Raw genomic sequence first — 19,089 nt, 5'->3', positions numbered from 1 at the left:
GTCCTTCAGCGATAATTCACAATCACTTCATTACGTTGTACCTTTAGCGGTGGAATTAACCGCCCACCGCCTGGCACTTCCCAGATAAATCGCAACGGTTCTGCTGCCGCTATACCGGAAAAGGCCACGGTGGTTCCGCTCTGCCCCTCTAATTCGACACAACGAGATTGCGAACACAAGCGAACCCGCAGTCCTGAAGGTGTCGGGCCGATAAGCTGATAACGCCACGCTACCAGCGTCATCAATCCTGAAGCAGGTTGTCGCGTAGAAAGAGGCGCAGACGACATCGACTCACCGCGATGATTTAGCGTAATTCCTACACTACTTGCCTGCCACATCCCCTCCCCGGCGGCTTGCACCAGCAGCGGAAACAATAATATTGCTAATAAGGTTCTCATTATTTGCCGCCAATTGTCGCCGTCATGCGGATATGTCGGTTATCAGACAGTTCCAGATTCGACAGGACCACTAACTGCGGCAAGCTGCGGCGCAGGAAGCGAGACAATAATGGTCGCAGCGCGTGGTTCACCAACAATACTGGCGGCGCACCCAGCATCTCCTGACGGGATAGCGCTTCCTGAGTTTGCGCCAGTAAACGATCCGCCAGCCCTGGCTCCAGTCCTCCCCCGCCCTGCAGCGCCTGTAGTAACAAACGTTCCAGCGGTGTATCGAGGCCAATAACATGGACTTCATCTTTGCCAGGAAACCACTGCTGGGTAATCGCCCGTCCCAACGCCACGCGCACGACGGCGGTTAATTCATGTGGATCGCTTTGGATGGGCGCATGTTCCGCCAGCGTTTCGAGAATGGTGCGCATATCGCGAATCGGTACTTTTTCATCGAGGAGATTTTGCAGCACTTTATGCAGTGTGGTGAGCGTGACGACGCCAGGAACGAGATCTTCCGTCAGCTTTGGCATCTCCTGGGCGACGCGATCCAACAGCTGTTGCGCCTCCTGACGACCAAACAGCTCTGCGGCATGCTGGCTAATGAGGTGGTTAAGATGCGTTGCTACCACCGTGCTGGCCTCAACCACTGTGTACCCCTGAATCTGCGCCTGTTCTTTTAGCGCACTTTCAATCCAGATAGCATTCAGGCCAAATGCCGGATCGACGGTCGCCTCACCAGGTAACGTCCCGGCAGCGGTTCCAGGGTTAATCGCCAGCCAGCGCCCCGGATAAGCATCACCACTGCCAATCTCCACGCCTTTCATCAAAATGCGATAGCGGGCAGGTTGCAGATCCATATTGTCGCGAATGTGCACCACTGGCGGCAGAAATCCCATCTCCTGGGCAAATTTCTTGCGGATACTGCGTATACGGCCCAACAACTCACCATCCTGCTGGAAATCGACCATCGGGATCAGTCGATAACCCACTTCCATTCCCAGAGAATCTTCCAGTTGTACATCGTTCCACGTCGCTTCGACAACGGTATTATTCTCTGCCATTTTTACCGGTTTGGGTTCGACAGGCGCTTTTTGTTCGCGTCCGCGTATCCACCAGGCCAGCCCCAGCAATCCGGCAGTGAACAGCAAAAATACCAGGTTCGGCATTCCAGGCACCAGGCCGAGTAAACCGAGCACGGCGGCGCTTAACAACATAACGCTTGGGTTACTGAAAAGCTGATTCACCATCTGCTCACCAACATCCTGATCGGTGCTGACACGCGTAACGATGACCCCCGCGGCGGTAGAAATCACCAGCGCCGGAATTTGTGCCACCAGACCGTCGCCAATGGTCAATAGCGTATAACTTTCCGCCGCGTGTCCCATGCTCATGCCATGTTGCAGCACGCCGACCAGCAACCCGCCGACAACGTTAATGACCATGATGAGGATCCCGGCGATGGCATCGCCGCGAACAAACTTACTTGCCCCGTCCATTGAGCCGTAAAAATCGGCTTCCTGAGTCACTTCGGAGCGGCGTTTTTTCGCCTCATCTTCACCAATCAATCCAGCGTTAAGGTCGGCGTCAATCGCCATCTGCTTACCCGGCATACCATCGAGAACAAAGCGCGCACCCACTTCTGCGATACGCCCGGCACCTTTGGTAATGACCATAAAGTTGATGATCACGAGAATGACAAACACCACGATACCGATAGCGAAATTGCCACCAACGAGGAAGTGACCGAATGCTTCGACCACCTTCCCAGCCGCCGCCGCGCCGGTATGCCCTTCCATCAAAATGATACGGGTTGAAGCCACGTTAAGTGCCAGACGCAACAACGTAGTAAACAACAGAATGGTCGGAAACGCAGCAAACTCAAGCGTGCGCTGGGTAAACATCGCCACCAGCAACACCATGATCGACAAGGCAATATTGAAGGTAAACAACAGGTCGAGTATGAATGCGGGCAGTGGCAGCACCATCATCGACAAGATCAACAGGATCAAAATCGGTCCGGCAAGGATCTGCCATTGTGTCGATTTCAGGTTTGCGGGCAGGCGCAGCATCGCGGCCAGATTACTCATGGGTCGGTTTCTCGTTAATAAAATCCAGGGCTTCCGGCACCGGAAGATGAGTAGGTTGTACAGGGCGCTGTCCACCAGCCAGACGCCAGCGTTTCAGTTGCCAGACCCAGGCCAGCACTTCCGCCACCGCGGCGTACAGTTGACCCGGGATTTGTTGACCAATCTCCGCATGTCGATACAGCGCTCGCGCCAGCGGCGGCGCTTCAAGCGTCGGGACGTTATTTTCAGCGCCAATTTCACGAATGCGCAGCGCGACCAGCCCTGCACCTTTAGCGACCACTTTCGGTGCGCTCATTTTGTTTTCGTCATACTGCAACGCTACCGAATAGTGGGTCGGGTTATTGACAATGACATCCGCTTTCGGCACATCGGCCATCATCCGACGCCGTGCAGCAGCTCGCTGCATCTGACGGATCCGCCCTTTAACATGAGGGTCACCTTCGCTTTGTTTGAACTCATCACGAATATCCTGCCGTGACATACGCAGCTTTTTCAGGTGGCTGAATATTTGGAAAAAGACGTCAAATCCCACCATTGGAATGACACCAAGCACCACCAGCAGTGCGCATAGCCCTACCAAATCCATCGCATTACCCATGGCGGTAATCGGAGACTCGGCCATTAAGCGCATCATCTGCGGCCAGTGATGCCAGAGATAAAACCCCGTCACGCTGCCAACCAGGATGGTTTTCAAAATTGCTTTAAGCAACTCCGCGCCAGTCTGAGCCGAGAACATCCGTTTAATGCCCGGTAGCGGGTTGAGTTTGGAAAACTTCGGCTGCAAGGATTTGCCGCTAAATACCAGCCCTCCCAGCATGACCGGAGAAATGAGCGCCACCAGCACCACGCCGCTAATCAGCGGCAGCAGCGCCAGCATGGCTTCTCTGATCAGCAGAATAATCTGCCCGAGGATCAGATTCGGGTCATTGATAATACTGTGATCAAAATGCAGCCCAGCGGAGAGCATGCCCGACAATCGACGGGCCAGCGACACACCGCCAAACCAGATAACACTAACGCCCACCAGCAAAATCAGCAGTGAGGTCAGTTCACGGGAACGCGGGATTTGCCCCTCTTCCCGCGCTTTTTCTAGTCGGTGAGGTGTGGGGGCTTCTGTTTTGTCGTCGCTCTCGTCAGACACGTCGCCAATCCTGGAAAGAGTATTAAGCGTGAATGATGCCAGAGCGCAAAGCGTTCAATGGTTTGAGTAAGGGGCAAAACAGGCGGGATTTAGGGCTTTTGCTGCCACACATCAAGCATAGTGTGCGTTTGTCGGATGCGGCGTCATCGCCTTATCAGACCGCCTGATATGACGTGGTCACGCCACATCAGGCAATACAAATCAAAATCCAAGACTATCCAACAAATCGTCCACCTGATCCTGACTGGCTACCACACCGGCTTTGCTGGTATCGACCTGAGGTCCATTAAGCAAACTCTGGTTTTCACGTTTTGGACGCGACTCCTGTTCCGGGATGTTTTCCAACAGCACCATCAGCAACTGGCGTTCGATCTCCTGAATGACATCCATCATCCGCTTAATGACCTGCCCGGTGAGATCCTGAAAATCCTGCGCCATCATGATTTCCAGCAGTTGCGCGTTAGTAAAGCTGGTATGCGCGGGTACATCTGCCAGAAATTGTCGTGTATCTGTTACCAGTTCACGGGCGTCGGCAAGGTCAATCGGATCGGCAAACCAGTCATCCCAACGTTGGGTTAACGCTTTTGCTGATTTCTCCATTTGATCCTGATGCGGTTGTGACGCCTCAACACTGTTCAGCGCCCGCTCCGCAGCCTGGGCGGTCATCTGCACAACATAGTACAAACGATCGCGCGCATCGGGGATGGCTTCCGCCGCTTCGGCAATGGCCTGATCCAGCCCCAGTTCCCGCAAACTGTCGCGCAGCATACGCGTCAGGCTGCCGATGCGCGCAATGATATCGCCAGCTGAATGCTCGTCAGCAGGTTTGATTGATGGTTGCATCATAGTCGCATCCTCACATGCCCAGTTTCTCAAAGATTTTGTTGAGTTTTTCCTCCAGCGTCGCGGCGGTAAATGGCTTCACCACATAGCCACTGGCCCCCGCTTGCGCCGCAGCAATGATGTTCTCTTTCTTCGCTTCTGCAGTCACCATTAACACTGGCAATGCCGACATCGCGCCATCCGCACGAATTGTTTTCAGCAATTCCAGGCCATCCATATTGGGCATGTTCCAGTCGGAGATAACAAATCCATAACCGCCTGCCTGCAACTTATTGAGAGCGTCGACGCCATCTTCCGCTTCCTCAACATTATTGAATCCCAGCTCTTTCAGCAGGTTACGCACTATGCGTCGCATGGTGGAAAAGTCATCCACAACCAAAAATTTAAGTTCTTTATCCGCCATTTCACACTCCTGATTTAAATACGTATCGCCTGTCCGGCACTAATTTTTGCCAACATTTGCTGGCTTACCTGGCTAAGATCGACCACTTCGCAGACACCACCCATATTGATGGCCTCGCGCGGCATGCCGAACACCACGCAACTTGCTTCGTTTTGCGCAAGGGTCCATGCCCCCGCCTGACGCATCGCCAACATTCCCGCCGCGCCGTCGTTGCCCATACCGGTCAGGATCACCCCAACCGCATTACGCCCCGCCTGTTTGGCGACAGAATGGAACAACACATCTACCGAAGGCCGATGACGGTTAACCGCCGGGCCATCGTGAATTTTGATTTGGTAATTTGCGCCACTACGCGACAGCTCCATATGCCGATCGCCCGGCGCAATATAGGCATGCCCCGGCAAGACACGTTCTCCGTCTTCGGCTTCTTTAACCCCGATCTGGCAAAGCTTATTAAGTCTGTCGGCAAAAGAGCGGGTGAAACCGGGCGGCATATGTTGGGTAATTAACAATGCCGGGCTGGAAAGCGGCAACGGTTGCAGTACGTGACGAATTGCCTCAGTTCCACCCGTTGAAGCACCAATCGCAATCAGTTTTTCAGAACTCAACAACGGACCCGCCTTCAGCGTTGTCGGTGCTGACAATGGCTTATGTGCTGCAAGGCTCGCCTTTGCTGCCGTACGCACCTTTTCAGCAATCATTTCGCTATACGCCAGCATTCCTTCGCGAATACCCAGTTGCGGTTTGGTGACAAAATCTATTGCCCCCAGCTCCAGCGCGCGCAGCGTGACTTCTGATCCTTTGCCGGTCAAGGAAGAAACCATCACAACGGGCATTGGACGCAAACGCATTAATTTTTCGAGGAAATCCAGTCCGTCCATCCGCGGCATTTCAACATCCAGCGTCAGCACATCGGGATTGAATTTCTTAATCAAGTCACGCGCGACCAGCGGATCAGGCGCGGTCGCCACCATTTCCATGTCGCTATGGCTGTTGATGATTTCTGTCATGATCTGGCGCATCAGTGCCGAATCATCGACAGATAACACCCTGATTTTGCTCATCGTTAATCCTTACTTAGCGCATACACCGTCTGACCACGCAGCGTGAAGCGGCGCTCAAGGTGGCTAAAGTTTTCAGAGTGACCCGCAAACAGCAATCCGTCGGGTTTAAGGAGCGGAACAAAGCGGCGCAAAATCTCCTGCTGGGTATTTTGATCGAAGTAGATCATGACGTTACGACAGAAGATCGCATCAAACGGCCCCGGCACGGTGTACTGTTTCGCCAGTAGATTCAGCGGGGCAAAATCAACATAGTTCGCCAGCTCCTGACGCACGCGTACCAGCCCTTCATGCGGTCCCGTCCCTCGCATGAAATACCGTTGCAGTTGCTGCGGCGTCAGGTTTTTCAACTCTTCATGGCGATAAATACCGCTTCTGGCTTTTTCCAGCACTTCGGTGTCGATATCACTGGCAAACACTTTCCAGCGTCCGGGCGCGGTGCCCAATGTGTCAGCCAGCGTCATCGCAATGCTGTACGGCTCTTCGCCGGTCGAAGCCGCCGCGCTCCATACGCGATACTCGCCAGAACGGCGACGTGCGTGATCCGCGAGCAGAGGGAAATGGTGTGCCTCACGGAAAAATGCCGTCAGATTCGTGGTCAGCGAATTGATAAACGCCTGCCACTCACCGCTGTGCTGATTAGATTCCAGCAAGTTCAGATAATGACCGAAATCCGTCAGTCCCAGCGAACGCAAACGACGAACCAGTCGGTTGTAAACCATGTCGCGTTTATGGTCAGCCAGAACGATCCCGGCTCGTTGATAGATCAATTGACTTATCCGCCGAAAATGCGCGTCGGAAAGCGCCAGGCGCTCGGTCATCTGTAACAATAAAGACGTTTGCCCACAGGGCAGAGATGAAGTCATAGCGCCTTCTCAATCACTTCAGGATACCACTGGCGCAATTTGTAACTGCGCCGACTCATGTCGTGCTACTTCATGTTCTTCAAGGGTAAATACCGCCACACGCGACGAAAGATGGTCGGCCTGATTCGCCAGTTGTTCCGTTGCCACCGCCGCTTCTTCTACCAGCGAGGCGTTCTGCTGAGTCACCTGATCCATCTGGCTGACAGCCTGTGCAACCTGCTCAATCCCCCGCTGTTGTTCTTCCGACGCAGAGGCAATTTCTCCCATAATGTCGTTCACGCGGGTCACCGAACTGACAATATCGATCATGGTCGCGGCGGCGTTATTCACCAGTTTCGAACCCTGCTGGACACGATTGACTGACTCTTCGATCAGCCCTTTGATCTCTTTTGCTGCCTGCGCGCTACGGCTGGCAAGATTGCGCACTTCACCTGCCACTACCGCAAAACCACGCCCCTGCTCTCCGGCGCGAGCCGCTTCCACTGCCGCATTCAGGGCCAGAATATTGGTCTGGAAAGCAATTCCGTCGATAACGCTGATAATGTCGCCAATTTTTTGCGAGCTGGTGGCGATCTCCTGCATGGTGTGAGTCATGGTACTGACCTGAACACCGCCCGCCTGCGCCGTTGTCGCGGCATTTTTTGCCAGTTCCGACGCCTGTCGTGCGTTATCGGCGTTTTGCCCTACCGTGGCGGTTAATTGCTCCATACTGGCGGCCGTTTGTGCCAGCGATGCCGCCTGCTGTTCGGTACGACTTGAGAGATCGTTATTGCCTGCGACAATCTCCGCGATACCAATGTGCATCTCCTGGCTTCCCTTACGCACATCACTCACCGTCCCTGCTGCATGGTCTTCAGGCTGGCAAAAATGGCGGTGATCTCATTACGACCATATACCGCAATCGGACGCGCCAGATTACCCGCAGCAATGCTGTCAAAATGGCTACCGATAATGGCCAGTGGTTGAACAATCATCTTGCGCGTCCACCACAGCGCACTGCTGATGTAGATCGCCGCAACAATAATCATGCTGATAAACACCAGCGCCGAAATCTGATAGTTACGCTGGCTTTGCGCACTGGCGGCTTCCAGCACATGGTTGATCTCCAGCTGCCAGGCCTCAAAGTTAACGTCAAACGCATTCTGTGATTCCTGCACCGGCGCAGTGAGGAAATCCGAAAGTTGATTACTTTCAAGCCAGGTCGCCTGATGTTCGAGATCGTTGTGCCAGCGGGCAAAACTTTTCTCCGTCTCTTTTTGCAACGCCCTGACGTGCTCGTTGCCCGCAGTCATCGCCATAAAACTTTTAAACAGCGTGGTGGATTGCGTCAGACTGGCGCGCGCCGTCGTCATCAACGTTTTAATGTCATCCGCCGGATAGCTAAGTGCCGTCAGAGTGCCCGCTTTGTTCAGCGCGGTACTGGCCTGTAACATTACCGCCCGAGTTTGCGCTAATGCCGCACGTTGCTGATTGCTCTGCTCGACCTGATTCAGTCGTTGCAAATCGTCGCGAAATGCCCAAAAAGACATGCCGTTACTGCCAATCTGCAAGATCCCGCAGAGAATCAAAATTAAAAACAGCGTGGTCGAAATTCGAATACGATTAAACATCAACGCTCCCCATCAGGCGGCAATGACCGCGTTAGTAAATACTCGTCAAAATGTTTCCCAGTTTGGATCTTGTTCAGCAATTCGCAGTCGTGGCTGTGCCGGTGGTTGCTCACTGGCAGGACGGGATGGTGTTTGCGGTTTATTGGTGAGTGGGCTGGCTGCCAGACGGAACGCGGAAACCGCTTGCGTTAAACGACTCGCCTGTTCTTCCAGCGCAGCGGCGGCGGCAGCTGATTCCTGCACCAGCGATGCGTTCTGTTGCGTGACGCGATCCATTTCCGAAACCGCCAATGCGACTTGATCGATGCCACGGCTCTGTTCATCCGATGCCGATGCAATCTCGCCCATAATGTCAGTCACGCGAGTGACAGCATTGACGATATTGTTCATTGTTTCCCCGGCGCTTTCGACCAGCACCGAACCGGTATCAACGCGTGAGACGGAGTCTTCAATGAGGGCTTTGATCTCTTTTGCCGCCTGGGCGCTACGACTGGCAAGATTACGCACTTCACCCGCCACCACGGCAAAACCACGGCCCTGTTCACCCGCACGCGCGGCTTCAACCGCGGCATTCAGCGCGAGGATATTAGTCTGGAAGGCAATACCGTCGATAACGCTGATAATGTCGGCAATTTTCTTCGAACTATCGGCGATCTCATGCATCGTTTTCACTACGCCATCCACCACTTTGCCGCCGTGCTGGGCGGTGTCGGAGGCACTTTGCGCCAGTTGCGAGGCCTGGCGGGCGTTATCGGCGTTTTGCTTCACTGTCGCGGTGAGCTGCTCCATGCTGGCGGCAGTTTCTTCCAGCGCGGATGCCTGCTGTTCAGTACGGGAGGAAAGATCGGTGTTGCCCGCCGCAATTTCACGGGTACCGGCATAGATGGCATCTGAACCTTCGCGGACATGAGTGACGGTGTCAGTCAAAGAGCGTTGCATATGTGAAACGCTCTGCGCCAGGTCGCCCATTTCACTGCGCCCGTCAATGGTCAGGGTATTCGCCAGGTTACCACCGGCGATTTCGCGAATGTGAGCAATAATTTTTGCCAGCGGAGTAAGCAACATACGGCGAATGCCGTACCACGCCACCAGCAGAATCAATACCACCACCAGCGCGATAACCGCCAGTTGCCACTGGGCAAATCGGTAATCATCTGCGTTGTCAGTGACGATATCGCGATACAGTTTTTCACTGCTGAGGGCGTACTGAGCAAACGCTTCGCCCATTGCATTTTGCATTCCCTGGGTTGGCTGAGCGAAATAAGCTCCAGTATTGCCATAATCTAGATAATCAATCAGTTCAGTTAACGCTGTGTAATAGTTTTTATATTTTTCATCAATATTACGACTGGTAGCGACCATTTCAGGTAACGGTGCCATGCTTTTGAATTTTTTATAATGCGTCGCTGCCTGCGCCAATGTTTTCCTGGCGCTATCGAGCAATTCAACTTTGGCGTTACTTTGTTGATTGGAGGAATCCATCATCATCCGTACCGCTGAACGACTCAGGTTAATGCGCGTTTGCAGCATTAAATCCCAGGTTGACGTCAGCTCGCCCTGCTGTTCCCGTAATTGATTGGAAACCACAAAGCTCTTCTGGCTATGGTGAAGGGAAGAAAAAAACAGACTGCCGGAAATAAGCTGTAACAGTGCGAATACCCCCAGCACCATTACCAACAGCGTGACTACGCGGATACGGTTAATCATAAGGCACCTTCCTGAAAACAAGTTGATCTCGTTATCGGCAAGGAGGGGGGAAACTTTATTGCTGATGCCACCCGCCGCGAAATTGAAATAAAAAACCCGATGCGCAGATCATCGGGTTCATTTCAATTGAGGAAATCGGGAGAATTACGCCACTTCTGACGCCGCGCTATCTAACAGCGCCATCTCTTCGCTGTTCAGCAGTTTTTCGATGTTCACCAGAATCAACATCCGGTCGCCCAGTGCGCCCAGTCCAGTGAGATATTCTGTTGAAAGCGTCACGGCAAATTCCGGTGCCGGACGAATTTGCTCCGCCGTCAATGAAAGCACGTCTGAGACGCCGTCAACCACGATGCCGACCACCCGCTGTCCGAGATTCAGGACGATAACTACCGTGTTGTCGTTATAGTCCACATCCACCTGGCTGAACTTAATTCGTAAGTCAACAATCGGCACAATAACGCCGCGCAGATTCGTGACGCCTTTGATAAACGCTGGCGTGTTCGCAATCCGTGTTACCTGATCGTAGCCACGGATCTCCTGCACTTTCAGGATATCAATACCGTACTCTTCATCACCAAGGGTAAATACCAGAAATTCCTGGCCTGACGGCTCGCTGGCCAGCTTTGTTACATTCGTCATACCGGTCATATTGTTACCTTTTTACTCATTCAGGCGGCGGTGTTCGCCATACGTTGTTCGCGGTTTATCGCCTGCAAGGCGGAGACATCAACAATCAGTGCCACGCTGCCGTCGCCAAGAATGGTCGCAGCAGAAATGCCGGGGACTTTGCGATAGTTACTTTCAAGGTTTTTAACCACAACCTGGTGTTGACCAATTAATTGATCCACCAGCAAGGCGTAGCGGCGACCGCCACTTTGTAAGATCACAACAATTCCCTGGGTGGCTTCGGTTTTCGCGCCCGCGACGTTGAACACTTTCCACAGTTCGACGATGGGCAGATATTCACCCCGCACTTCCAGCACCCGCTCGCCGCCGGCCAGTGGATGCAGATCGGCTTCACGGGGTTGCAGTGATTCCATGACAGCATTCAGCGGCAGAATGAAAACTTCATCCGCAACGCGTACGGACATGCCGTCGAGGATGGCCAGCGTCAGCGGCAGTAAAATGCGGATCGTAGTGCCAGTCCCCTGCTTCGACTGGATTTCGACATGACCGCCCATCTCCTGGATATTACGTTTAACGACGTCCATGCCGACGCCGCGCCCGGAGACGTCGGTGACCTGCTCTGCCGTGGAGAAGCCTGGTGCAAATATCAGCATCGCGACTTCGTCGTCGCTCATGTTTTCGCTGACAGTCAAACCTTGCGAGGCCGCTTTTGCCAGAATTCGCTCACGGTTTAGCCCCGCCCCATCGTCGGTCACTTCAATGCAAATGTTGCCACCCTGATGTTCGGCAGACAGAATTAAATTTCCGACGCTGTTTTTACCTGCGGCGAGCCGTTTTTCTGGCAGTTCAATACCGTGATCGAGGCTATTGCGTACCAGGTGGGTCAGCGGGTCGATAATGCGTTCTATCAGGCTCTTGTCGAGCTCGGTGGAACTGCCCACCAGCGTCAGTTCTACCTGCTTGCCGAGTTTTCCCGCCAGATCACGCACCAGCCGGGGATAGCGACTAAAGACATATTCCATCGGCATCATGCGAATCGACATCACTGATTCCTGCAAATCACGAGCGTTACGTTGTAACTGCCCCATGCTGGTAATCAAATCACCATGATTAACCGGGTCCAGTTCGCTGGAACGCTGGGCAAGCATGGACTGGGTGATAACCAGCTCGCCGACGAGGTTAATTAATTGATCAACCTTTTCTACCGCTACACGGATGCTGGTGGATTCACTGCTGCGCGTCGTTTTTTCCCGCTCCACGCGACCGGTTGGCGCTTGTTCGGCTGCCAGTTTAAGCACTGGTGGGGTGGATATTTTTGGCGAGACTTCTACTGTTTCAAAGGTAATCTGATCGGCTTCAATCACAAAACAGAGTACCGCTGTGATGTCATCTTCGGCGATGTCGCCCGGTAATATGGCCGAGAGCGAATCCGCCCCTTTCACCACGTCAGTTAACGTTGTCAGATGTCCCAGTTCTTCTTCCAGCAGGTCGACTTCCCCGGCCTTCAGGCGCGAAAGGATAATTCGTCGCGGCGACTGACTGCGACTCTGCTCATCTTGCGGTTCACTTTTGGCAACCACACTTAATCGGGTCACTGCGGATGGCGTTTCGCCTTTCGCTTCTAATGCCAGTTGACGCAAGGCCTGGCAGATATAATCGAAGCTGGCGGCATCCGGCTCTTGCGACTGTTTATAAGCGTCGAGCTGTTCTTGCATGATGTCCTTCGTTTCCAAAAACAGATTGATAATGTCGGTGTTGAGTTGCATCTCACCTCGTCTGGCTTCATCGAGCAGGTTTTCCATCAGATGCGTGGTTTCCTGCAAAACGCTGAAGCCAAAAGTTCCTGCCCCTCCTTTGATCGAGTGGGCAGCCCGAAAGATGGCATTCAATTGTTCGGCATCTGGCGCTTCCGGCTGCAAAACCAGCAGATGCTGCTCCATGTCAGCCAACAGTTCGTCCGCTTCATCAAAAAATGTCTGATAAAAATCGCTTATATCCATGCTCACGCTGTCACCTCGGTTCGGCTGATGGCATTGTGGGAACACTGACCTGTGGTGCAACCTCAGGTTTTTCCAGGGCGCTTACTGGCTCATTCTGGCTTTCGGCGTTTTCATGCAAAATGGCCTGTTCGGCTTGTTTGTTCAGTACCAGCAGGCTGATGCGACGGTTGACGGCATCATCAGGTCCGCGATCGCTTAAGCGCATCGTTGCCGCCATGCCGACGACACGTAACACTTTGCCGCTATCCAACCCTCCGACCATCAGTTCGCGGCGGGATGCATTGGCCCGATCGGCAGAAAGCTCCCAGTTGCTGTAACCTTTCTCACCGCTGGCGTAGGGGAAATCATCGGTATGACCTGAAAGGCTAATACGGTTGGGAATACCGTTCAGTACAGGCGCAATGGCACGCAGAATGTCGCGCATATAGGGTTCGACATCGGCACTGCCGGTTCTAAACATCGGGCGATTCTGGCTATCGATGATCTGAATACGTAGACCTTCCTGGACCAGATCGATTTTGAGATGGGGACGTAACGCCCGCAGTTTCGGATCGGACTCTATCAACTGGTCGAGATCACCCCGCAATTTCCGCAATCGACTTTGCTCCATGCGTTTTTTCAGCTCTTCGATGTTCGGCTGCTTATTCACTTCCCCCTGGCTTTGGGTGTAATCATCACCACCGCCGGGAATTGGGCTTTCACTATTAGAAATGCGATCGCCGCCCGTAACCGCAGTCGCCAGTGGAGTCCGGAAGTACTCCGCAATCTGAATCAGCTCTTTTGGGCTGGAGATGGAGATCAGCCACATCACCAGAAAAAAGGCCATCATCGCAGTCATAAAGTCGGCATAAGCAATCTTCCACGATCCATGTGCTGCCCCGTGGCTTTTGGCTTTGCGTCGTTTGACGACAATAATCGGATGCGCTTGATTCTTCATGCTTCCTCGGTTGTCGTCTGTTGTTGCGGATTTTTCACCGCACGCACATGCTCTTCCAGTTCAATAAACGACGGACGTTCGCTGGAATAGAGCGTTTTGCGACCAAACTCAACGGCGATAGGCGGTGCGTAACCGTTCAGATTAGAAAGCAGAGTGACTTTGACGCACTGCATCATTTTGCTGGTTTCGGCGCTTTTCTGACGTAAAACACTCGCTAATGGGGAAATAAATCCGTAAGCCAATAAAATGCCGAGGAAAGTCCCCACCATCGCATGTGCGATAAGCGCACCCAGCTCGGCGGCAGGACGATCGGCTGAACCTAACGCGTGAACGACCCCCATTACAGCCGCGACAATACCAAACGCCGGAAGTGAGTCCCCGACCAGCGCCAGACTGTTCGCCGGGACTTCTGCCTCGCTTTCGTGCGTCTCAATCTCTTCATCCATCAGGGCTTCGATTTCGAAGGTGTTCATATGACCGCTGATAATCAGACGCAGATAATCGACGATAAAATCAAGCATGACGCTATCCGCGAGGATGCGTGGGTAGCTGGCGAAGATCTCGCTCTCACGGGGATTTTCAATATCACGTTCCAGCGAAAACATCCCCATCTGCCGCGATTTCGCCATCAACCGATAAAGCAGAGCCAGCAGATCCATATACATTGCTTTGGTGTATTTGGAGCGACGAAACAGCAACGGCAGCGCCTTCAGCGTGCCTTTAATCGCTTTGCCATTATTGCCGACGATAAACGACCCAATCCCTGCACCGGCAATAATCACCAGTTCAGCGGGTTGATAGAGTGCTCCAAGGCTTCCACCGGTCATCAAATAACCGCCGAAAACTGTACCGAGAACAACCAGGTAACCTAATAAGATAAGCACGACATCATCCTTCCACTGTTGACCATGACAGGATGTTCAGTCGTCAGGCGTTAACGCGCGATTGGGGCAAAAAAAAGCAGCGGTACGTCGTTACCGCTGCTGGAATGTTGCGCCTCACCGTATCAGTTAAACAGCCTGTACTCTCTGTTCATCCAGCAGTTGTGGGATAATATCGGCAGGATTCTGGGAAAGTTTACGTCTTTTTACTGCCCGGGATGGCGGTTGACATAAGCTGCAGGCAAAGCTGCCAACAGGCTGGTGAGCGTGGGTAATAAAATTGCCGCCGCAGCAGTTGCAGCTGGAAAGTTGCAGTAATCCACTTTCAACAAACCGCACCAATGTCCAGGCACGGGTTAATGCCAGCAGTGGTCCTTCTTCTGCTTGTGGGCACTGTTCAAGGTATAAACGGTAGGCTTTGATCACCGCATCGACGCCATTACACAAACCGGTTTTCAGTAAAAACTGCCATGCATTACAGAACATCGAAGCATGAACGTTTTGTTCCCAGGTCATAAACCAGTCGGTTGAGAATGGCAGCATGCCTTTCGGCGGTGGGCTTCCGCGCAGTTCTTTATAAAGTTTTATCAGGCGTCCGCGACTTAACTGTGTTTCGCTTTCCAGCATCTGCAAACGAGCGCCCAGGGTGATCAATTCCATTGCCAGCTGAATATCCCGCGCTTCCTGAACAATGCTTTTTTCACTCATGATCAGGCCCTTTTCTTGCGCAGCGCTTCTTCAGGCTGATTAACATCATTCAGCAAGCGTGTTGAGAGCATGATGCCGGTATGAATTTGCTGGAGATCGTCAACGCGGGAATCTTGCGTCAACTGAGTAATCGTCTGGTGGCTGTCAAAACGGAAGTGACAAACCAGTTGATTGGTTTCTGCCAGCTTAACCATTTGCGGAAGAGTCAGTGCCGCTAACGTTGTCGCCATTTCTTCATTTATGCCGAGACGAAACATAGCGGACGCTTTGTCCTGAACAATCAAACGCTGTGCAAGTAGTAAATATGACAAGTTGATGTCATAAATGTGTTTCAGCAACTCGGAGGTATGCATTATTCCCACCCAGAATAACCAACTTTATTTTTATGCGGTTTCACCGCACCCCGTGATGTCGCCGGGAAGCCCCGGTAAAAAATAATTAGCATTAGAATAGTTGCGATAAGCTGCAATAAGCAGGACCACCTTTTTGGTTTAATATGTCCTTACAAATAGAAATGGGTCTTTACACTTATCTAAGATTTTTCCTAAATCGACGCAACTGTACTCGTCACTACACGCACATACAACGGAGGGGGGCTGCGATTTTCAATAATGTGTGATGCAGATCACACAAAACACTCAATTACTTAACATAAATGTATAAGTCATACTTTTGTTTTGGGTGTATTTCAATCTGTTAAAAAGTTTTTCGCTACGCTAGCAAGCAAAAATGAAACAGGAATAATCGAAATGGGATGTTGCGCACAGTTAAAATAACTCACCGTAAATAATCATCTGCTATAAATAATCACTTTCATGCAATACCAGATAAGCTATTTTTAAACAGACACTTACCGCACAACAAACTAATTAAATACAAAGAAAGGCAACAATCAACTTAATGTTAATGAAATGTTTTACATATATTAACCACTTGTTTAATGCGGAGAATCAGTACACTATTTTCTTATAATTACATTTGAAATTATATGATCACCGGGAGTGATTGATTAATTGTCTTTACTAATAATCAGACTAATATTTACCTGTTTGACCGAGTTGGGATTGCGTCGTTTCTCCATTAGGAGTAAAGCTTTAATGTCACCTGAAGTTCACAGAATAAGGAACAGGTTATGAGCTATAGCAATATTCTTGTCGCTGTTGCGGTTACACCGGAAAGTCAGCAACTGCTGGCAAAAGCGGTATCTATCGCCAGGCCAGTAAAGGGACACATCAGTTTAATTACTCTCGCTTCCGACCCGGAAATGTACAATCAATTAGCCGCGCCGATGCTTGAAGATTTACGCAGCGTGATGCAAGAAGAAACGCAAAGCTTTCTTGATAAGTTAATTCAGGATGCGGGGTATCCCGTTGACAAGACGTTTATTGCCTACGGTGAGTTAAGCGAACATATTCTGGAAGTATGTCACAAACATCATTTCGATTTGGTGATTTGCGGTAATCACAATCACAGTTTCTTTTCGCGAGCATCCTGCTCGGCGAAAAGAGTGATTGCCTCAAGTGAGGTCGATGTGCTGTTAGTTCCACTTACGGGTGATTAACCGCTCCTACGCAAGCTTTGGAAAGGTAGCAACTTTATCGCGCTGCTGGCTTTCCGCGCTTCGCGGAACTATCTGCTTTAGGTCGCTAATGAAGCACTCCTGCCAGTGGTTAATATCGTTTTTCACGATAACGTCCAGCATTTCTGCATGACGGGAAATACGTTCCGCCAGCGACATAGTCAATGCACGATCCAGCGCAGCTGCAACTTCGTCACGATCGTAGGGGTTAACAATTAACGCCGACGTTAACTCGTTTGCCGCTCCCGCAAATTGCGAAAGAACAAGAACGCCCGGGTTGGCTGGGTCCTGAGCAGCAACATACTCTTTTGCTACCAGGTTCATCCCGTCACGCAGTGGCGTCACTAAGCCCACGTCAGAGTAGCGGAATATTTTCATCAGTAATTTACGGTCAAAATGCTGATTCAAATAATAAAGCGGCGTCCAGCCTAATTGCCCGTATTTACCATTAATTCGTCCAGCTTCATTTTCGAGCTGATGACGAATATCCTGATAGGCTTGCACATCACCACGCGACGTTGGTGCAATCTGGGTATAACGAATTTTACCATGATGCTGCGGATATTTTTCCAGCAACGCTTCATAGGCGAGAAAACGCTCTGGCAAACCTTTGGAATAATCCAGCCGTTCGACAGAAAAGATATTTTGTACGTTTTTCAGTTCCGCTTTAAGTTGCGCCAGTTTTGGCGGCAGTGGCCCGGCAGCCTGTTTGGCTATTTCTTTCGGTTCAATGCCGATCGGGTAGACTTCTGTTCGAAATGCTTTGCCCCAGGCTGTATGGCTTTTTGCGCTACGTGTCGTGACGCGGGTCAGGTTAGAAAGACAATCCAGGAACGCCAGACGATCGTTTTCTGTCTGGAAACCCAGCAAATCATAATCACAAAGCTGTTCAAGCAAGGTGTCATATGTCGGCAGCGCGTTGAAGATTTCCGGTGTCGGGAAAGGAATATGCAGAAAGAAACCAATGCGATTATTCACTCCCCGTTTGCGTAATTCATGCGCAAATGGCAACAGGTGATAATCGTGGATCCAGATAATGTCATCGTCTTGCAACAGCGGCAGTAATTTATCTGCCAGCAACGCATTTACGCGTAGATAGCCGTCCCAGGCAGGACGCTGAAATTGCACCAGATCGAGCCGATAATGAAAAGCGGGCCAGAGAACGGCATTGGAGAATTGGTTGTAGTATTCGTCAAGGTCCTGTTCGCTGAGGTTAAAAGAGGCCCACGTAATGTTACCTTTTTTCACCTTTTTTAGCGGCTGATCCTCATTCCCTGTTTCACCACTCCAGCCAAACCACAGTCCGCCTGCGGCTTTCAGTGCCCCCAGTATGCCAACGGCAAGGCCACCGGCACTGGCGGCGTGCTCGTCTGGTGGTGCAATCCGGTTAGATACTACGACTAAACGACTCATAGTCATCACTCCTGTTATTTTCTCTTTTTTGTTGTAATGCGGTGGTTATCATTTCAAGCCAGCTCCAGACATCCGGCACACCCGCCAGTCGCCATGATGCCTGAGTTGCACCTGTGCCAATTTTTACTGACATTCCGCCCAGTCGGTTAACGACTGCGAAGCCAGATTCATCGGTTAAATCATCGCCCAGAAATACGGGCGTTCGCCCGATAAAGGGAGCTTCCTGCATAAAAGCTGCAATTGCCTCACCTTTACTGGTACCTCTCGGTTTGATCTCGACAACACACTTTCCCTGCTGTAACGCCATTTGTGGCCAGATCTGAGTAATACGTTGCGCTAATGTCATTAATGCGTCTTCATGCTGCGGAGCCTGACGATAATGCAGCGCAAAAGCCATCCCTTTCGCCTCCAGCTCCGCGCCGGGATACTGAGCGATGACTGTATGCAGTTGCACGCTAATATCACGCGCAATCGCATCCGGCAGATGAACGATATGTGTTTTACCATTGATGTCACGGCGCTCCGCCCCATGCACGCCCGCTAACGGGAAGCGATAAGGTTTTGCCAGTGCGTCAAGCTCCACCATTGAGCGCCCTGATATCAATGCCAATGCACCATCACTTGCGGTTGCCAGTAGCTGTAGTCCTTGCAGAATATTGTCAGGCACGACGACCTGATCGGGATGCGGTTTGATTTCCGCCAGCGTTCCATCAAGATCAAAAAACCAGGCATATTTCGCGGATAGTTCAGGGGTTTCGGTTAACGGTTCTGTCACCCGGCTCTCCTCCTTCTCTTTTCTTATTGTTTTGCGCAGAACGCGCTTTACAGACATGTAAG

General features: G+C 51.7%; 17 protein-coding genes and 1 pseudogene. 1 reads left to right on the top strand and 17 read right to left on the bottom strand.

From position 1 onward, the window contains the following. Positions 1-5 precede the first annotated feature (5 nt). The 15 genes and pseudogenes from flhE to flhD all read right to left on the bottom strand — a co-directional run bounded on the left by flhE (position 6) and on the right by flhD (position 15,613). On the bottom strand, positions 6-398 hold the full coding sequence (flhE, locus tag FTE26_RS13400; protein WP_001259583.1) for a flagellar protein FlhE: 393 nt from the start codon (positions 396-398) through the stop codon (positions 6-8). Continuing rightward, positions 398-2,476 carry a flagellar biosynthesis protein FlhA gene (gene flhA / locus FTE26_RS13395; RefSeq protein WP_000066997.1) on the bottom strand — a complete coding sequence of 693 codons (2,079 nt, stop codon included), beginning with the start codon at positions 2,474-2,476 and terminating at the stop codon, positions 398-400. The genes flhE and flhA overlap by 1 nt, the downstream gene beginning before the upstream one ends. Further along, positions 2,469-3,617, bottom strand: coding sequence for a flagellar biosynthesis protein FlhB (gene flhB, locus FTE26_RS13390; protein WP_001278958.1), 1,149 nt, complete (start codon positions 3,615-3,617; stop codon positions 2,469-2,471). The genes flhA and flhB overlap by 8 nt, the downstream gene beginning before the upstream one ends. Positions 3,618-3,818: 201 nt before the next feature. Further along, positions 3,819-4,463, bottom strand: a complete 645-nt coding sequence (gene cheZ, locus FTE26_RS13385) for a protein phosphatase CheZ (protein ID WP_000983609.1) — start codon at positions 4,461-4,463, stop codon at positions 3,819-3,821. A 10-nt stretch (positions 4,464-4,473) separates the two neighbouring features. Continuing rightward, positions 4,474-4,863: a chemotaxis response regulator CheY gene (gene cheY / locus FTE26_RS13380; RefSeq protein WP_000763867.1), complete on the bottom strand. Its 390-nt coding sequence runs from the start codon at positions 4,861-4,863 to the stop codon at positions 4,474-4,476. Between the two features lie 14 nt (positions 4,864-4,877). Continuing rightward, positions 4,878-5,927 carry a protein-glutamate methylesterase/protein glutamine deamidase gene (cheB, locus tag FTE26_RS13375; RefSeq protein ID WP_000036378.1) on the bottom strand — a complete coding sequence of 350 codons (1,050 nt, stop codon included), beginning with the start codon at positions 5,925-5,927 and terminating at the stop codon, positions 4,878-4,880. 2 nt (positions 5,928-5,929) lie between these two features. Further along, positions 5,930-6,790: a protein-glutamate O-methyltransferase CheR gene (gene cheR, locus FTE26_RS13370; protein ID WP_000204335.1), complete on the bottom strand. Its 861-nt coding sequence runs from the start codon at positions 6,788-6,790 to the stop codon at positions 5,930-5,932. An 18-nt stretch (positions 6,791-6,808) separates the two neighbouring features. Further along, a pseudogene (gene tap, locus FTE26_RS13365) lies at positions 6,809-8,400 on the bottom strand (methyl-accepting chemotaxis protein IV). Positions 8,401-8,445: 45 nt separating this feature from the next. After that, positions 8,446-10,107: a methyl-accepting chemotaxis protein II gene (tar, locus tag FTE26_RS13360; protein ID WP_001297437.1), complete on the bottom strand. Its 1,662-nt coding sequence runs from the start codon at positions 10,105-10,107 to the stop codon at positions 8,446-8,448. Positions 10,108-10,251: 144 nt separating this feature from the next. After that, entirely contained in the window at positions 10,252-10,755 is a 504-nt protein-coding gene (cheW, locus tag FTE26_RS13355; RefSeq protein WP_000147302.1) for a chemotaxis protein CheW, read from the bottom strand. Between the two features lie 20 nt (positions 10,756-10,775). Then, positions 10,776-12,740 (bottom strand): chemotaxis protein CheA, encoded by a 1,965-nt coding sequence (gene cheA / locus FTE26_RS13350; protein WP_001355823.1) that lies wholly within the window; start codon positions 12,738-12,740, stop codon positions 10,776-10,778. Positions 12,741-12,744: 4 nt separating this feature from the next. Beyond that, positions 12,745-13,671, bottom strand: coding sequence for a flagellar motor protein MotB (gene motB, locus FTE26_RS13345; protein ID WP_000795630.1), 927 nt, complete (start codon positions 13,669-13,671; stop codon positions 12,745-12,747). Continuing rightward, a complete protein-coding gene (motA, locus tag FTE26_RS13340) occupies positions 13,668-14,555 on the bottom strand; it encodes a flagellar motor stator protein MotA (protein ID WP_000906336.1) in 888 nt (295 codons plus the stop codon). Before motA ends, motB begins: the two co-directional genes overlap by 4 nt. Before the next feature lie 126 nt (positions 14,556-14,681). Next, positions 14,682-15,260 carry a flagellar transcriptional regulator FlhC gene (gene flhC / locus FTE26_RS13335; RefSeq protein WP_001291603.1) on the bottom strand — a complete coding sequence of 193 codons (579 nt, stop codon included), beginning with the start codon at positions 15,258-15,260 and terminating at the stop codon, positions 14,682-14,684. 2 nt (positions 15,261-15,262) lie between these two features. Continuing rightward, a complete protein-coding gene (gene flhD, locus FTE26_RS13330) occupies positions 15,263-15,613 on the bottom strand; it encodes a flagellar transcriptional regulator FlhD (RefSeq protein WP_001295647.1) in 351 nt (116 codons plus the stop codon). Between the two features lie 779 nt (positions 15,614-16,392). Here flhD and uspC point away from each other — a divergent pair. Then, the gene (gene uspC / locus FTE26_RS13325) at positions 16,393-16,821 is read left to right on the top strand and encodes a universal stress protein UspC (protein WP_000122426.1); all 429 of its coding nucleotides are present in this window, start codon (positions 16,393-16,395) and stop codon (positions 16,819-16,821) included. A gap of 6 nt (positions 16,822-16,827) precedes the next feature. Here the strand turns inward: uspC and otsA are convergent, their stop codons facing one another. Both otsA and otsB read right to left on the bottom strand, forming a co-directional pair. Continuing rightward, positions 16,828-18,252 (bottom strand): alpha,alpha-trehalose-phosphate synthase, encoded by a 1,425-nt coding sequence (otsA, locus tag FTE26_RS13320; protein ID WP_001295646.1) that lies wholly within the window; start codon positions 18,250-18,252, stop codon positions 16,828-16,830. Continuing rightward, positions 18,227-19,027, bottom strand: coding sequence for a trehalose-phosphatase (gene otsB, locus FTE26_RS13315; RefSeq protein WP_001295645.1), 801 nt, complete (start codon positions 19,025-19,027; stop codon positions 18,227-18,229). Before otsB ends, otsA begins: the two co-directional genes overlap by 26 nt. Between the last annotated feature and the right edge of the window lie 62 nt (positions 19,028-19,089).

The organism is Escherichia sp. S10b (assembly GCF_028421345.1).
Classification (GTDB): Bacteria; Pseudomonadota; Gammaproteobacteria; order Enterobacterales; family Enterobacteriaceae; genus ECMA0423.
Note: the sequence above shows the minus strand (reverse complement) of the source record. Positions and strands in the feature narration are given on the sequence as shown.

What these genes read in the sequence shown, in the direction of transcription:
- flhE (WP_001259583.1), bottom strand. Translation starts at nt 398, where the DNA reads ATGAGAACCTTATTAGCAATATTATTGTTTCCGCTGCTGGTGCAAGCC.
- flhA (WP_000066997.1), bottom strand. Translation starts at nt 2,476, where the DNA reads ATGAGTAATCTGGCCGCGATGCTGCGCCTGCCCGCAAACCTGAAATCG.
- cheZ (WP_000983609.1), bottom strand. Translation starts at nt 4,463, where the DNA reads ATGATGCAACCATCAATCAAACCTGCTGACGAGCATTCAGCTGGCGAT.
- cheY (WP_000763867.1), bottom strand. Translation starts at nt 4,863, where the DNA reads ATGGCGGATAAAGAACTTAAATTTTTGGTTGTGGATGACTTTTCCACC.
- cheB (WP_000036378.1), bottom strand. Translation starts at nt 5,927, where the DNA reads ATGAGCAAAATCAGGGTGTTATCTGTCGATGATTCGGCACTGATGCGC.
- cheR (WP_000204335.1), bottom strand. Translation starts at nt 6,790, where the DNA reads ATGACTTCATCTCTGCCCTGTGGGCAAACGTCTTTATTGTTACAGATG.
- tar (WP_001297437.1), bottom strand. Translation starts at nt 10,107, where the DNA reads ATGATTAACCGTATCCGCGTAGTCACGCTGTTGGTAATGGTGCTGGGG.
- cheW (WP_000147302.1), bottom strand. Translation starts at nt 10,755, where the DNA reads ATGACCGGTATGACGAATGTAACAAAGCTGGCCAGCGAGCCGTCAGGC.
- motB (WP_000795630.1), bottom strand. Translation starts at nt 13,671, where the DNA reads ATGAAGAATCAAGCGCATCCGATTATTGTCGTCAAACGACGCAAAGCC.
- flhC (WP_001291603.1), bottom strand. Translation starts at nt 15,260, where the DNA reads ATGAGTGAAAAAAGCATTGTTCAGGAAGCGCGGGATATTCAGCTGGCA.
- flhD (WP_001295647.1), bottom strand. Translation starts at nt 15,613, where the DNA reads ATGCATACCTCCGAGTTGCTGAAACACATTTATGACATCAACTTGTCA.
- uspC (WP_000122426.1), top strand. Translation starts at nt 16,393, where the DNA reads ATGAGCTATAGCAATATTCTTGTCGCTGTTGCGGTTACACCGGAAAGT.
- otsA (WP_001295646.1), bottom strand. Translation starts at nt 18,252, where the DNA reads ATGAGTCGTTTAGTCGTAGTATCTAACCGGATTGCACCACCAGACGAG.